We start from the raw sequence: 14,303 nt of genomic DNA, 5'->3' as shown, positions 1-14,303 counted from the left end.
GTATATACCATTTAAAAAACAAAAATTTACAAAAGAAATAGAAATAAGATAATCTTTATATAAGAGTTTGAATTTCTGCATAAATGGGAGAATTAGAGATGAGTAGAATGATAAGTGATGATGAGGCGGTTCCTTTTTATAAACAATTAAAGAATCAAATTATCGAGGAGATCAAGAGCGGTAAACTTAAGCATGGTGATAAACTTCCTTCGGAACGGGAATTGGCAGAGAAGTTTCAAATCAGCCGGATGACAGCAAGGCATACCTTGTCGATCTTAGAAAGGGAAGGCTTGGTGGAACGGCGTGTTGGTGCTGGAACCTTTATTAATAATAAAAAAATTGAAATGGATTTTGTTACGTTTAACAGTTTCACCAAAAACATGCTAAGTAAGGGATTAATCCCAAGTACACAGATTTTGTCTATTCGTAAAACCGAAGCCAATGCAAACCTAGCCCAAAAACTAAAGCTGGAGTTGGGTGAAGGGATGATTGTTATTAAGCGGCTTCGACTTGTTGACGAGACGCCGATTTCAATTGAAGAGTCGTTTCTGCCTGAAAAACTTTGTCCAGGGTTAGATGAAAGGATTACCGACAATGATTCCTTGTATGAAATTTTAGAGAGAGAGTACGGGATTGTACTAGTCATGGCAAAAGAATATATGCAAGTAACCGTGTCGGATGAAGGTGAAAGCAAATTGTTAAAAATCCGTTTAGAAAGTCCCTGTATTCTCCAAGAATCGGTGGCTTTTGATAAAAATGAAAAAGAAATTGAATTCTCAACATCGTTAACAAGAAGCGATATTGTGAAATTTTATTCGGAATTAAAACTGAAATGAGAAAAATCATTTCAGTTCCTTTTTAGAAAAAATGGTATATACCAAAGTGGCGATGGAGGTTTTTTTTCATGAAGGTAATCGGTGTTGGCGATAATGTAGTGGATAAATATATGTATAAAAAAATGATGTACCCAGGTGGAAATGCGTTGAATTTCAGTGTTTATGCTAAGCAGTTAGGGATTGAAGCAGCCTATCTGGGTGTGTTAGGCAATGATCGGGCTGGAGAGCATATTATTGCTACCTTAAAAAGGTTGAATGTCGATATTTCTCATTGCCGGCAGCATGAAGGTGAGAACGGCTTCGCGGCTGTTGATTTAGTGGATGGTGATCGGGTGTTCATCGGCGGGAATGGGGGCGGCGTTCAAATCGACTATCCGATCGTCCTTAGCCTAGAAGACTTGGACTATATTAAAAGTTTTGATATTGCACATAGCAGTATCTACAGTGATATGGATTCAGAGTTACATAAATTAAAAGAATTTGGCATTCTGGTATCCTATGATTTTTCAAGTGATTATACCGATGCATTACTTAAGAAGAATTGTAAGTATATTGATATAAGTCTGTTGAGCTGTGGCCATTTGGCCGACGAGGAAGTAGCGAATCTATTAAAAAGTGTTTATTCCTACGGGAGTAAATTAGTGCTGGGTACGATGGGCTCACGCGGCTCGATTGTGTATGACGGACAATCCTTTTACCGCCAGGAACCACACTTTGTTCAGCCGGTTGATACGCTAGGTGCGGGGGATTCCTTTTTTACCGCATTTATTTTACAGTATCTTTCTGGAAAAAAGGAAAACCCTGATATCCAGGAAGACTTCCTCTTAAAAAACAGCATGGAGGAAGGGGCGAAGTTTGCGGCAAAAACATGTCTAGTTGATGGTGCCTTTGGTCATGGAATTCCCTTCTAATTTCTTAAAGGCATTGAAATAATAGAAGATTTGGGAGGTGAGGGGAGTCTAGTTTGTTTAGGTTGATGTAAAAAATAAGGAGGGTCTATGAAATGAGAACGAAAATAAATGTATTATTTGCAGTACTGTTGGTGTTCGCGCTCATCCTGACGGGTTGCTCCAGTTCCTCTTCCACTAACGAAGAGTCGGGGAAAGTCGTTTTAAAGTTTTTGCATAAGTGGCCACAGCCAGAATACGCTCCTTATTTTGAAGAAGTGGTCAAGGCTTTTGAAAAGGAAAATCCAGATATCAAAATTAAAATGGAAGCGATTGCAGACGAACCAATTAAGGACAAGCTCCGTGTAGTCCTAGGCGGTAAAGAAGTTCCAGACATTATGTTTTCCTGGTCGGGTGAATTTGCTCGTAAATTCGTTCGTGCGGATACAGCTTTAGATTTAACTCCTTACTTAAATGAAGATCCCGCTTGGAAAAACAGTTTTATTCCGGCATCCCTTCAGCCTTTCACATCCAACGAAAAAAATTATGGTATTCCTCTTCGCTTCAATGGTAAATTCTTTGTTTACAACAAAAAGATTTTTGATAAATATCAACTGCAGCCACCAACTACTTGGGATGAATTTTTACAAGTTCTAGACACCTTGAAAAAGGGTGGAGAAACGCCAATCATTCTTGGTAACCAAAGTCCATGGGCAGCAATTCATTACTTAACAGGCTTAAACCAAAAAATGGTGGCCCAGGATGTGAGAATGAAAGACTATAATCCGAAAACGGGAGAGTTTACAGATCCTGGCTATGTTACGGCCATGCACATGTTAGCTGATTTAAATAAAAAGGGTTATTTTATGAAGAATGTTAACTCTAGTTCTCATGATATGGGACAGCAATTGTTTGCAGCCGGTAAGGGAGCGATCTTCTATGTAGAATTAGAAGAGTTTCAAACAATTGAGAACAATATGAAAGGAAACTGGGGCTTCTTCCCAATGCCGTCCATTGCAGATGGCAAGGGAAGTCAAAGTTTTATCACGGGAGCACCAGATGGATTCATTGTTTCTTCAAAAACCAAGCATCCGAAAGAAGCAATCAAATTCTTAAAATTCTTAACTAGCAAAGACAACGCCTTGAAGCTTGTAAAACAAATCGGCTGGCCAAGTCCGATTGATGGGGCAACGAACCCAGACACGGCCCTAAAGGAAGTGGCTGAAGGTGTGGATTACATGAAGAAGGCTGAAGGTATGGCTGAATGGCTCGACACAGACGTTCATGCAAAGGTAGCCGATGTGTATTTATCCAATATCCAGCTGTTGTTAGATGGGTCAAAAACACCGGAAGAAATCATCAAAGAAGTTCAAGAAGTAGCAAAACAGGTCCAAAGTGAAGTCGAATAAAAGAGAAAGGGTAGGCAGGTCACTGCTTACCCCCTCCTAGGAGGAGTTGGGGATGACAAAAACATTTCGAAACAGTCGAACCGCTATACTATTTATTATGCCAGCGCTCCTTTTCATCCTGTTTTTTGTATTTTTGCCGATCGTATTAAATCTTTATAACAGTTTGTTTCGGTGGAATTCCTTTGAGGCTGGGAGAGTCTTTGTTGGCTTAGAGTATTACGGCAGACTTTTCAAGGATCCAATCTTTTTTACCGCCTTGAAAAATAATTCTCTGTACGCGGTTATTTCGTTAGTTTTTCAAGTAGGTTTAGGCCTAATTATTGCCGCTGTTTTAGAAGATAAATTGATTAGAAGATTTCAGCCCTTTTTCCGAACCGTCTTTTTTATCCCTTCTGTTATTTCGATTGCTGTTGTTGGGTTGTTATGGCAGCTGCTTTATAACCCAGAAGTTGGTTTAGTGAATGGGGTGTTAAAAGCTATCGGTCAATCAGAATGGGCCTTATCATGGCTGGGTGACAGTAAGACTGCGATTTATGCGGTTGTAGCTGTTTCGCAATGGCAGTATACCGGTTATATGACGATGCTTTTCTTACTTGCCATGCAAAAAATTCCGTTTGAATATTATGAAGCGTCAATGATTGATGGTGCTTCTAAGATAAAAACCTTCATTTATATCACCTTGCCACAAATGAAGGAAATGATTCTTGTTGGTACCGTAATTACTGTTATTGGTGCATTCAAAGTTTTTGATGAAGTGTATGTGATGACTAATGGGGGGCCTGGGCATTCAACCGAGGTATTAGGTACGATGCTTTATCGGGCCGCCTTTCGAAATGATGAAATGGGCTATGCATCCACGATTGGAACCATTATTTTTGTCATAACCCTAACCCTTTCCTTAATTCAGCTGAAAATAGGCAAATCAGGACAGGAGGCGTAAGGCAATGATAAATAATAACCCTGTGGTAAAGACGAATAAAATGAGTGAAATTAGGACAGATAGTTCAAGAATATCCATGAAGATTAAGAATTGTATATTTCAATCTGCCGTTTTGGTGTGGTTTGGAATCTTTTCGTTAATTATCATTTATCCTATCATATGGCTTGGGCTTAGTGGCTTAAAATCAAATGCAGATTTTTTCTTGAATACCTGGTCGTTGCCGGAGGAATGGCTGTGGGGAAATTACCAGGCGGCATGGGATGCAGGAATTGGTCGATTCTTCCTAAACAGCGTGTTCATAACAGTCTCTTCCGTCATATCGGTATTACTGTTCGGGTCAATGGCCGCCTATGGATTAAGCCGCTTTCAGTTTAAGGGACAGAACATTTTGCTTGTTGTTATCCTAAGCGGTTTGATGCTGGCGCCGCAGGTCAGCCTAATTCCCCTGTACAAATTGTTGCAGGCGATTGGACTTTATAACACCTACTGGGCTTTAATTCTTCCGTATGTTGCGTTTCAATTGCCGTTTGCGATTTTCTTAATGCGATCCTACTTTCTATCCATTCCTAAAGAGCTTGAGGAGTCGGCTATTATTGATGGGTGTAATATTTGGCAGGTGTATTGGCATATTATTGTTCCGATGGGTAAACCGATCATTGCCTCGTGTGCTTTATTAACAGCGATGAACGTGTGGAACGAATTTATGTTCGCACTAGTCTTTGTGGAAGATTCTGCGCTAAGGACCATTCCAGTTGGATTGATGAATTTGCGAAGCCAGTTGAATACCAACTTTGGGATTCAATTGGCGGGGTTAGCCATTTCAGCGCTGCCAATGATTATTGCGTATATCATTTTCCAAAAGCAATTCGTCCGCGGTCTGTCTGCTGGAAGTGTGAAAGGATAATCGAACGGTAAACAGGAATAGGAGAATGAATACGGAAAGGGTACGTTTACTTTCCGATTCCATTCTCAGGTCACTTTGATTTTGTAGGATTGGTTCAAATGGTATATACCAAATAGAAGTATTTGCTAAAAAAATAGGGTGGCTAATTCAGTGGTATAAAGGAGTTTTAGCCTATGTCTATTTGGAGGAGTTATCCCAAGAATTTAAAAGTGTTATTAATCGCAATGTTGGTTAATTCAACCGGTATGGCTTTTCTTTGGCCCCTGCATACCATCTACATGACGCAGGGAATGGGAAAAACACTGTCGGAAGCAGGTTTTGTATTAATGCTTCATTCAGGAGCTGAAATTGTTGGCAGTTTCCTTGGAGGCTATTTGTATGACCGTATCCGTGGGAAGCGAACCCTTCTCCTTGCGGTTCTATCATCTGCCTGTTTTATTTTCATTATTTCCATTGGTCTATCATGGCCCATTTATATCCTAATGATGATCCTGCTTGGTTTAGCCATTGGAACCATTTTTCCTCCCATCTATGCCCTTGCAGGAGTTGTTTGGAAAGATGGCGGCAGAAAAAGCTTCAATCTTATCTATCTGGTTCTCAATTTAGGTGTGGCAGTGGGTACCGTTTTAGGCGGCATCGTGGCGCAATTCTCTTTTCAATACGTCTTTTGGGTCAATGGATTCACCTATCTCGTCTTTATCTTCATCGTTTGGTTCGCTCTTGAAGAACCGGACCGAGTTATTGAAGTTGCGAAGGTAAAGAAGGAACCGATTCTGAAGCCGAAAAAAGAAGTCCGCCCTGCACAGCAAAGCTTCAATTCCTTATTGATTCTTTGTTTAGGATTTATGTTTTGCTGGGTTACCTATATCCAATGGCAAACGAGTATTTCCAACTATATGCATCAGTTAGGATTCCCGTTATCAGCCTATAGTGCTTTGTGGACGATCAATGGGGTACTAATCTTATTGGGTCAGCCCTTGATCCAATGGTTAATGGCTCGCATGAAAGCACGGATGAAGTGGCAGCTTTTATCGGGTGTACTCTTTTTTATGGCTACCTTCGGCCTTCTGTCACAGAGTCATTCCTATGGCGGTTTTGTTGCGGGAATGGTGATTATGACGATCGGAGAGATTCTTATTTTTCCGGCCGTGCCAGCGATTGCGGATCGACTGGCACCCCTTGATAGAAGAGGAATGTACCAAGGATTAGTGAGCGGTGCCGCTAATGTGGGGAGAACGATCGGCCCTTTACTGGGCGGGCTTTTATACGATGGGTTTGGGCCGTTAGTGATGCTATTTGTATGTATTCTTATTTGTGGATTTGCTTTGATTTGTTTTGGTACATATCAAAGGCTCCAATATACGCAAAATGAAATTTCCCCTGTAAAAGAAGTCAATAAATAAAGGAGGATGACAATGCTAGCAGACGTAAAAAAGACTTTGGATATTTTTAAAGAAAGGGAGATCGATCGGGTATATTTTGTAGGGTGTGGCGGCTCTTCTTCCTTGATGTATGCAAGTAAATACGTATTGGACCGGGAAAGTGCGACGATCGATTCAGATCTGTATAGTTCCAATGAGTTTGTGCATCGGAACCCGCGAAAACTCAATGAGAAATCGCTGGTGATTTTGTGCTCCCACTATGGAAAAACGCCGGAGACGGTTGAGGCAGCCCGCTTCGCTCGGGAAAAAGGTGCCATTACCGTCTCGTTAACCTTTGACCCGGAATCACCACTTGCTGAGGCCTCTGAATATGTGATTGTTTATGAGGATGGGAAAGAAGCGAAGTATGTGAATGAGGCACCGGCCGTGATGCTGGAACTTGTCTTTGGACTCCTAGCTGCCAAGGAAGGGAATGAAAAGTTTTCCGATGTCGTTTCCTCGTTAGAGAATTTAGATGAAATATTGGAGCAGGAGAAAGTGAAGTATTTAGGTCAAGCAAAGGAATTTGCTCAAACCTATAAAGATGAAAAAGTGATTTACACGATGGCGAGCGGCGCGAATTATGGAACTGCCTATTGGTTTGCGATTTGTCTGCTGATGGAAATGCAATGGATTCATTCCCACGCCCTCCATGCCGGAGAATATTTCCACGGGCCGTTTGAAGTCTTGGATAAAGATGTGCCAGTTATTCAGCTTGTAGGTTTAGACGAGACACGTCCATTAGAAGAACGCTCATTGGAATTCACCCAAAGATATGGAGAAAGGGTAGTCGTCCTTGATGCAAAGAACTTTGATCTAACGGGCATAGCAGAAAGCGTCAAAGGCTACATAGCCCCACTCGTCCTGCAAACCATCCTGCGCCAATACGCAGAAGAACTAGCAACAGCTCGAAATCATCCACTAAGCACCAGAAGATATATGTGGAAAGTTCCTTACTAAAAGTAGTGTTGGTGTCAGGCACCATGAAAAATTCCATTAAATATTGCAGTCCCAAAAATTCTAATTTAAATTTGGAGGAATGAAACATGTTAAAATTTGATGCTGAGCAATATTTACAATTAGTTGGTCAAGAGGCAATGGCAAAGAGGGAAGAAATTGAGAAGATTGTTGATGGAATTTCGGCTAAAGGATTTAAAAATATCTTCTTAATCGGATCCGGTGGGACGATTGCAATGATGTATCCCTATGAGTATATTTTAAAGTCCAATTCCACGCTAGAGGTGCATGCGGAAATAGCGGCAGAGCTCCTTGTCATGAATAACCGTCACCTGACCAAGGATTCTGTTTGTATCTTTGCATCTGTTACGGGGACAACAAAAGAAACGGTGGCTGCTGCTGAGTTCTGTAAGAGCAAAGGTGCGACAACGATCGGATTAGTTGCTGAACAAGGCACGCCATTGGCTGAAGCCGTAGATTACTGTATCTCCACTGGTCATGAGAAATACTCATTTGACACCTTCTTTTTACATTTGCAGCTACTAACGTTCCGCTTTATTCATAACAACGATGAGTTCCCGCAATATGATCAGTTTGCGAAAGAAATTGCCCTCTTACCACAAGGTATCGTTGATGCCTTAGAGCAGTTCGACGCACAAGCAGAGCAATTTGCGATCAAGCATAAAAATACTGGTTACCATATGCTGGTTGGAGCCGGTAACCTGTGGGGGAATACCTATTCCTACGCGATGTGTATCTTAGAGGAAATGCAGTGGATCAAGTCTAAATCTATCCATGCAGCTGAATTCTTCCACGGCACGCTTGAGCTGGTTGAAGAAGATACAAGTGTAATTCTATTCAAGGGTGAAGATGAAACTCGGCCATTGGTGGAACGTGTGGAACGATTCGCAGAAAATATCACCAACGAATTGTTCATATTAGATACAAAGGATTATCGCTTGGAAGGAATTAGTGAGGAATTTAGAAAGCACTTTGCAATTTGCCTGAATTGGGCACTAACCGGCCGAATCAGTGTTTATCTTGAGCGTGAAAGAAATCATCCGTTAGAGACTCGCAGATATTACCGTAAAATGGCATACTAGGAGGCACCCGGCATGTTTAACTTTGATGTGGAAAGATATGTAACCATTCAAACTGGTGCCTTATCTCTTAAGGATGAATTCGATCAGGTGATTGATTCGGTGGTGGAGAAAGGGTTGGAAAATGTATTTTTTGTAGGAACTGGCGGCGCAGCCATCCTGATGCGTCCGGCTGAATATATTTTAAAAACACATTCCACCTTACCGGTTTATACAGAAATCTCCTCGGAATTGATGTTGATGGATCATCAGCACCTAGGTGAACATTCATTGGTTATCTTGCCTTCTTTGTCTGGTACAACCAAAGAAACAGTGGAGGCAGCGGCGTTTTGTAAGGAAAAAGGGGCGGTAACGATTAGCTTGGTGGGGCATGCAGCTACACCGTTAGCAAATGGAACCGATTATACTTTTACCAATTATGCGGCTGATGATACCTCCTGTGAATCGTTCTATATCCAGTCTTATTTACTTGCGTTTCGTTTGATGTATAAGCGGAATGAATTTCCAGACTATCAGCAATTTGTCGAGGAAATGAGACATCTGCCCGAGGCACTCCTTAACGTGAAGGAAGCGGTAGAACCGCTCGCTGCGGAGTTTGCCCGCAAGCATAAAGAGACACCCTACCATATCCTTTCAGGAACAGGGATCGATTGGGGTCAAACCTATTACTATGGCATGTGTATTTTAGAGGAGATGCAGTGGATTAAAACACGACCGGTTCATGCCTCTGATTTCTTCCATGGAACATTGGAATTAGTGGAAGAAGATACGAGTATTATCCTATTAAAGGGTGAGGATCGAACCCGTCCGCTTACAGAGAGAGTCGAGCGATTTGCTGAAAATTACTCAAAGGAATTAACCGTTTTTGATTCGAAGGATTATCCATTAGAGGGCATTTCCGAAGATTTGCGAAGTCTGGTTACTCCAATTGTGTTTGCGGCGTTACTGGAGAGAGTCAGCTGCCACTTGGAAGAGCAAAGGAATCATCCGCTGACAACGAGAAGATATTATAAAAAAGTACCATTTTAATAGAATCATTGGTTTTGGGGGCGGCCTTCACAATAGTGATGGCCGCTTCTTTATTGTTGCTGGCCAAATGGAATGCAAGCAATTATCGGCAAAAAAGGAGTCGGGAAAACAAAAGAAGGTGACAGCCTTACCCCTAGAGGGACGTACTTGCTTGGGACATCTTTTGGATGGGGGACCAAGCCTGCTGGTGTGAGGTATCCTTTTCGGATAGCCACAAAGTTTGATTACTGGGTGGACTACCCCAAATCCAAAGACTACAACAAATGGGTCCATACTACCGGCAACCCCCAGCACATATGGAAATCCTATGAACGTTTGACCCATCCGCTCTACAAATATGCTGTGGTTATTCGTTATATTGATGCCCCCATTATTGCCGGGGGTGGGAGTGCTATTTTTCTACACATAAAAAAAGAGACCACACGCTACACGTTGGGATGTGTGGCCATTTCCGAAAAAAACCTTGTAAAAGTGATGAGATGGCTAAACCCTAAAACTAAACCTATTATTAAAATCGAGGGCTAATTTGGTTTTCCATCAAAGATGGGTTTGCTTTGATTGAGGTGTTGTAAACAGACTTCTTGAACCTGTTGCTAGTAAAATCCCGATTAGATCGATTGCTATATCAAAAACTCTCCCATCCCGAGTGAAGAATAATTGAAGGATTTCGGTTAAAGAAGCAAAGGAAATTGCTAGGAATAGAATCAATGCATTGGAACGGAATTTGGTTTGCAGCAAAATGGTCAGGAAGAGAAAAGCAAAGGCGTGACCGCATTTTTGGAGCAGGAAGTCACGGGTAAGTTCTAGCGGTAATGGTTCGAGAAGTTCCGAAAAGTTGGGATGACTGTCCCATTGAAAATGAACTTGGCCAAACTCTATTAATTCTGAAAAACTGGCGGTGCAGGTAAAAATAAGGATGGCTAGAGCCCATAATAAAATAAAAAATCCACGCATACAAAGACCTCCTGTTTTCATTCATTGTGGTCCTGTTTTATCCGGAGTATACCGCGAGCGGGAGGAATTCAACAGGCAAACAGGAAAAGACCTCTCTTGTTGATTAGAAGAGGTCTTTCGTAGGGGGAGTATCAGGATTGGGGATATCAGTGGAGTTTTTGGATAGACGCCCACTATCCATTAGACGGAATGAATCATTTTTTGATAAAGAGCAAGAATGGATTGCCCATAGGTTGTACCTGGAACAGCCCATTTTCCGTTTAAAGCGGTCCATGTTGGAGCAGAACCTCTATCGACAAGATGGAAGCGGGGATCAACTAATGGATATTGATTTGGCAGTGGCTTGGTTGTCGCATATGCGTATAAGTGCTGAAGCTGGGCAAGGACACCTTCTTCTTCACTTTCAAACCGTGCACCACGAGTATCTCCTCCAGTTGCTCCAATTCCTGCAAAGTTGTTCTGTTCAGGATTGACGACTCCGGTAAACCGAAAATAGTCTGTTTCGTGAATGGCTTGTGCAAAGGCTACATCCCCGCGAATCCCGTAATATTTTCCAAGGGTTTGATAAAATGCACCTAATTCCGGCGCTTTTGGATTGACCTTTTTCACAAATTGGTCCATCTGTTCGGGTGAAAGGAAGGTCGGGCCTAAAATAGTAAACTGTCCGGGGTCCGCGATGATGGGGATTTCATTGGTAGTGTTGTTCGGAGTCATAGTTGGATTTGTGCTCGTAGCTGATGTTGTGGTTGCTGGTTTACTAGTGTTTGTGGTCGGTGTTGTTGTGGCAGGTTTACTGGTGCTTGCTGCAGGTTTTTGGGTTTCTGTTTTAGTTGTCGTTGTAGTTTCTTTTTCCGTAATAATAAATGCATCATCGTAACCTGCTTTTTCAATTGCTTTTAGTCGTTTTTCTGCATTGGCATTGGTCGTATAGCTCGCTACTTTCACTCGGAACCAGGTAGCTCCAGATATTTTTGTGGTAACAATAGAAGATTTAATGCTCTTTTTCTTCAATTCTGCGACCCTATCTTGGGCATTTTCTTTTGATTTATAAGAGCCGACATAAACCGTATAGACTGTTTTTGTAGTTTGGGTAGTTTTGGGTGTGGTTGTTGTTTTCGGTGTTTCCTTCACAGCCTTTCGTTTCAGGCCAAAGGCTTTGGCAATCCCGTTCACGTGGCCTTGTGCTACCTTTTGCTGCCAAGCCGAGTCTTTCATCAGTGCAGCATCATGTTTGTTACTGATAAAGCCATTTTCCGTTAGAAGGGAAGGCATATTCGTTTCCCTGATGACATGAAAATTGGCCTTTTTTTGCCCGCGGTCTTTCAGTTGATTCACTTTGATAACCTCGGCATGGATGATATCCTGGTATTTAGCTGCTTTGCTAGAATTAGACAATCCATCGTAAATAAAATCCTCATATCCCTGAGCGGAACTATCAGCGGAATTAATGTGAATAGCCAAGAAAAAGTCTGCGTCCCATGCGTTGGCTGCGCTTGAGCGCTGTGCTAAGCTTCTGGTCGTATCGCTTGTACGACTCATCTTAACTAGAACATTTTCATAATCATTGAGGATGATTTTTCGTATTTTAAGCGCAATAGCTAAGGTAATATCTTTTTCATTCAGCCCATTCCCTTGGGCACCGGGATCCTCACCGCCATGGCCTGGGTCTAAATATAGCTTCATACTTACTCCTCCATTTCATTTAAAATACGTTCATCTATATGTTATGGCAAATCCAATCTTGTGGACTCAATTTGCCTTACATAAACACAAAAACCATACAAAAGACCTCCGTGCTATATGTGAATAGCAGGTCTTTTGTAGGGTATTTATTCTGCAACGAGGAATGCATCTTTGATTCCGGCCTTTTTTACTTCTGTTAAACGATCTTCTGCATTTTCACGGTTAGAAAAGGCGCCAGCTTGGACACGGTACCATGTTTCACCAGAGATTTTTGTGGTATCTACGAATGATTCGATGCCTTTTTTCTGAAGCTGCTCGACACGTTCGTCCGCATTTTCTTTGGATTTGAATGAACCAGCAATCACTTTGAAAAGTGATCCGGCATCGGGTGTACTAGGTTTAGGGGGCTCTGTTGGCTTGCGTTTCAGACCAAAGGCTTTAGCGATTCCATTGGCATGACCTTGTGCTACTTTTTGAATCCAAGAAGATTGTTTCATTAGTGCGGCGTCATGGTCGTTACTGATAAATCCGTTTTCGGATAAAAGTGCTGGCATATTTGTCTCACGTAATACATGAAAGTTCGCCTTTTTCTGGCCGCGGTCTTGCAGCTGATTCACTTTTTTGACTTCCGCATGGATGATATCCTGGTATTGTGCGGTCTTTGAGGAGTTCGACAGACCGTTATAAATATAGTGCTCATAACCTTGGGCGGAGCTTGGCCCGGAATTGATGTGAATCGCTAAGAAAAAATCAGCTCCCCAAGCATTGGCCTCGCTGGAACGCTGACCTAAGCTTTTAGTAGTATCGCTGCTCCTGCTCATTTTTACGTCAATGTTTTCATAATCATTCTGTAAAATGGAACGTATTTTGAGCGCGACCGCTAATGTTAAATCCTTTTCATCCAATCCATGACCTTGAGCACCAGGGTCTTGTCCGCCATGACCTGGATCTAAATAAAGCTTCATTTCATCCTCTCCATTTCTTAAAGTTGATTATAATATATGCTAAGTAGCAATGGACAAGTATGTCCGGGTACTTGTCACGGTATTTGCTGATGCATCCTAAACCATTGATTCTCTATAGTTTAATGGAACAAAAAGAACAACCCTTACCTATATCCAGGGGTTGTCCTAAGTATTTATATTCTTTCCTTCATGCGTTCGGGAAGATTCTGAATCGAGGTGACGACCATATCCAGCTTTGATTCAATGCGGTAAAGCAAATAAAGGGTCACGACGATGGGGAAACCAACCTCGCTAATGATCGGAATCAGCTGCTCCACTTTTTTCACCTCCTTTGTAAAAAAAGGCCGTCCCTAGGGGGAATCGGCCTCTCCGTTATTAAACTAGTTCATAATCCGTTACATTTCGGTCGACGACTCTGGCCAATTTGGCCGTTACAAATTTTCCGCCGGGAGTAGTAAAGATTTCAGATGCAATAATTTGAGCCATCGATTGTTTGACGACGGCCTCATCAATCGGTTCCTTTGGATTTTCAACTGATAAACTCACCGTTTTTCCAAGTTCTGTATTAAAGTGTAATTCTAAGGTTTTTGCCATTTTTCTCACCTCCTATCGTGAATTAATTGACGAGCTTATTAGGCAATGATTTCTGAGCTGTCATTTCGTTCCACTTTGTTAAGTGTGTCCTTGGATAAAACAGTAATTGCTTGTGCAGCTTGGGATAACTGATCTACCGTTGCATCCTTATTCACATTGCTGAACGTTTTTGCGCGGAGAATAGGTGCGCCATCTTCATCCATGCCGATCTCGAAAAGCAACCGAAGTTTCGTTCCTTCTAATAATGCTTCTGCCATGATCACTCACCTCCTTTCACCTTCTATATAGAAAAAAGTCGGCCAAAAGGACATGGTCAGAGAAAATAAATATAAGATGGTTTATTTAAAACAAGTTAATTAATGCTATACTTGGGGAACGATTCAGTTCGTGGAAGGGGTTCATCATCTTATGAAGTATTTAAAATCACAAATGCAGCAGCTAATTAAGGATAATAAAGAATTGCATACACGCTTGAAAGAGTTGAAGGTGGAACATGGCCTCGAGAAAAACACGGCCCTAAAGGCTTTGTACCATTCAGAAGTGGCAGACGGCGGAAAGTATCAATTAGCTTACCAGGCACTTGATCAGCCGAAAAAGTAGGAAACATAAAAAGAGTGTCAGGCA

General features: G+C 41.8%; 17 protein-coding genes. 11 read left to right on the top strand and 6 right to left on the bottom strand.

Features of this window, described 5'->3' with window-relative positions; genetic code table 11:
• Window positions 1–98: 98 nt before the first annotated feature.
• From V7659_RS17950 to V7659_RS17905, 10 genes are all read left to right on the top strand, one after another.
• Entirely contained in the window at window positions 99–836 is a 738-nt protein-coding gene (locus V7659_RS17950; protein ID WP_335541165.1) for a GntR family transcriptional regulator, read from the top strand.
• A gap of 68 nt (window positions 837–904) precedes the next feature.
• Window positions 905–1,747, top strand: coding sequence for a fructoselysine 6-kinase (locus V7659_RS17945; RefSeq protein WP_335541164.1), 843 nt, complete (start codon window positions 905–907; stop codon window positions 1,745–1,747).
• A 92-nt stretch (window positions 1,748–1,839) separates the two neighbouring features.
• A complete protein-coding gene (locus tag V7659_RS17940) occupies window positions 1,840–3,132 on the top strand; it encodes an ABC transporter substrate-binding protein (RefSeq protein ID WP_335541163.1) in 1,293 nt (430 codons plus the stop codon).
• Window positions 3,133–3,184: 52 nt separating this feature from the next.
• Window positions 3,185–4,072 (top strand): carbohydrate ABC transporter permease, encoded by an 888-nt coding sequence (locus V7659_RS17935; RefSeq protein WP_335541162.1) that lies wholly within the window; start codon window positions 3,185–3,187, stop codon window positions 4,070–4,072.
• 4 nt (window positions 4,073–4,076) lie between these two features.
• On the top strand, window positions 4,077–4,976 hold the full coding sequence (locus tag V7659_RS17930) for a carbohydrate ABC transporter permease (protein ID WP_335541161.1): 900 nt from the start codon (window positions 4,077–4,079) through the stop codon (window positions 4,974–4,976).
• A 173-nt stretch (window positions 4,977–5,149) separates the two neighbouring features.
• Window positions 5,150–6,379, top strand: a complete 1,230-nt coding sequence (locus V7659_RS17925) for an MDR family MFS transporter (protein WP_335541160.1) — start codon at window positions 5,150–5,152, stop codon at window positions 6,377–6,379.
• Between the two features lie 12 nt (window positions 6,380–6,391).
• Window positions 6,392–7,357 carry an SIS domain-containing protein gene (locus V7659_RS17920; protein ID WP_420491429.1) on the top strand — a complete coding sequence of 322 codons (966 nt, stop codon included), beginning with the start codon at window positions 6,392–6,394 and terminating at the stop codon, window positions 7,355–7,357.
• 86 nt (window positions 7,358–7,443) lie between these two features.
• Entirely contained in the window at window positions 7,444–8,457 is a 1,014-nt protein-coding gene (locus tag V7659_RS17915; protein ID WP_335541158.1) for an SIS domain-containing protein, read from the top strand.
• Between the two features lie 12 nt (window positions 8,458–8,469).
• A complete protein-coding gene (locus tag V7659_RS17910) occupies window positions 8,470–9,483 on the top strand; it encodes an SIS domain-containing protein (RefSeq protein WP_335541157.1) in 1,014 nt (337 codons plus the stop codon).
• Window positions 9,484–9,555: 72 nt separating this feature from the next.
• Window positions 9,556–10,008, top strand: coding sequence for a L,D-transpeptidase family protein (locus V7659_RS17905; RefSeq protein WP_335541156.1), 453 nt, complete (start codon window positions 9,556–9,558; stop codon window positions 10,006–10,008).
• Window positions 10,009–10,020: 12 nt separating this feature from the next.
• On the opposite strand, the gene V7659_RS17900 is transcribed toward V7659_RS17905, so the two are convergent.
• From V7659_RS17900 to V7659_RS17875, 6 genes are all read right to left on the bottom strand, one after another.
• Window positions 10,021–10,437 (bottom strand): VanZ family protein, encoded by a 417-nt coding sequence (locus tag V7659_RS17900; protein ID WP_335541155.1) that lies wholly within the window; start codon window positions 10,435–10,437, stop codon window positions 10,021–10,023.
• A 180-nt stretch (window positions 10,438–10,617) separates the two neighbouring features.
• Window positions 10,618–12,120, bottom strand: a complete 1,503-nt coding sequence (locus V7659_RS17895) for an N-acetylmuramoyl-L-alanine amidase (RefSeq protein ID WP_335541154.1) — start codon at window positions 12,118–12,120, stop codon at window positions 10,618–10,620.
• Window positions 12,121–12,266: 146 nt separating this feature from the next.
• A complete protein-coding gene (locus V7659_RS17890; protein WP_335541153.1) occupies window positions 12,267–13,085 on the bottom strand; it encodes an N-acetylmuramoyl-L-alanine amidase in 819 nt (272 codons plus the stop codon).
• 173 nt (window positions 13,086–13,258) lie between these two features.
• Entirely contained in the window at window positions 13,259–13,402 is a 144-nt protein-coding gene (locus V7659_RS17885) for a YvrJ family protein (protein WP_098262797.1), read from the bottom strand.
• Between the two features lie 58 nt (window positions 13,403–13,460).
• On the bottom strand, window positions 13,461–13,679 hold the full coding sequence (locus V7659_RS17880; protein WP_335541152.1) for a DUF2922 domain-containing protein: 219 nt from the start codon (window positions 13,677–13,679) through the stop codon (window positions 13,461–13,463).
• A gap of 38 nt (window positions 13,680–13,717) precedes the next feature.
• Entirely contained in the window at window positions 13,718–13,936 is a 219-nt protein-coding gene (locus tag V7659_RS17875; protein WP_335541151.1) for a DUF1659 domain-containing protein, read from the bottom strand.
• Window positions 13,937–14,087: 151 nt separating this feature from the next.
• On the opposite strand from V7659_RS17875, the gene V7659_RS17870 reads away from it, so the two are divergent.
• On the top strand, window positions 14,088–14,279 hold the full coding sequence (locus V7659_RS17870) for a hypothetical protein (protein ID WP_026564084.1): 192 nt from the start codon (window positions 14,088–14,090) through the stop codon (window positions 14,277–14,279).
• The last annotated feature ends 24 nt before the right edge of the window (window positions 14,280–14,303 follow it).

Source organism: Neobacillus drentensis, from assembly GCF_036966985.1.
GTDB classification, from domain to species: domain Bacteria; phylum Bacillota; class Bacilli; order Bacillales; family Cytobacillaceae; genus Neobacillus; species Neobacillus drentensis_E.
Note: the sequence above shows the minus strand (reverse complement) of the source record. Positions and strands in the feature narration are given on the sequence as shown.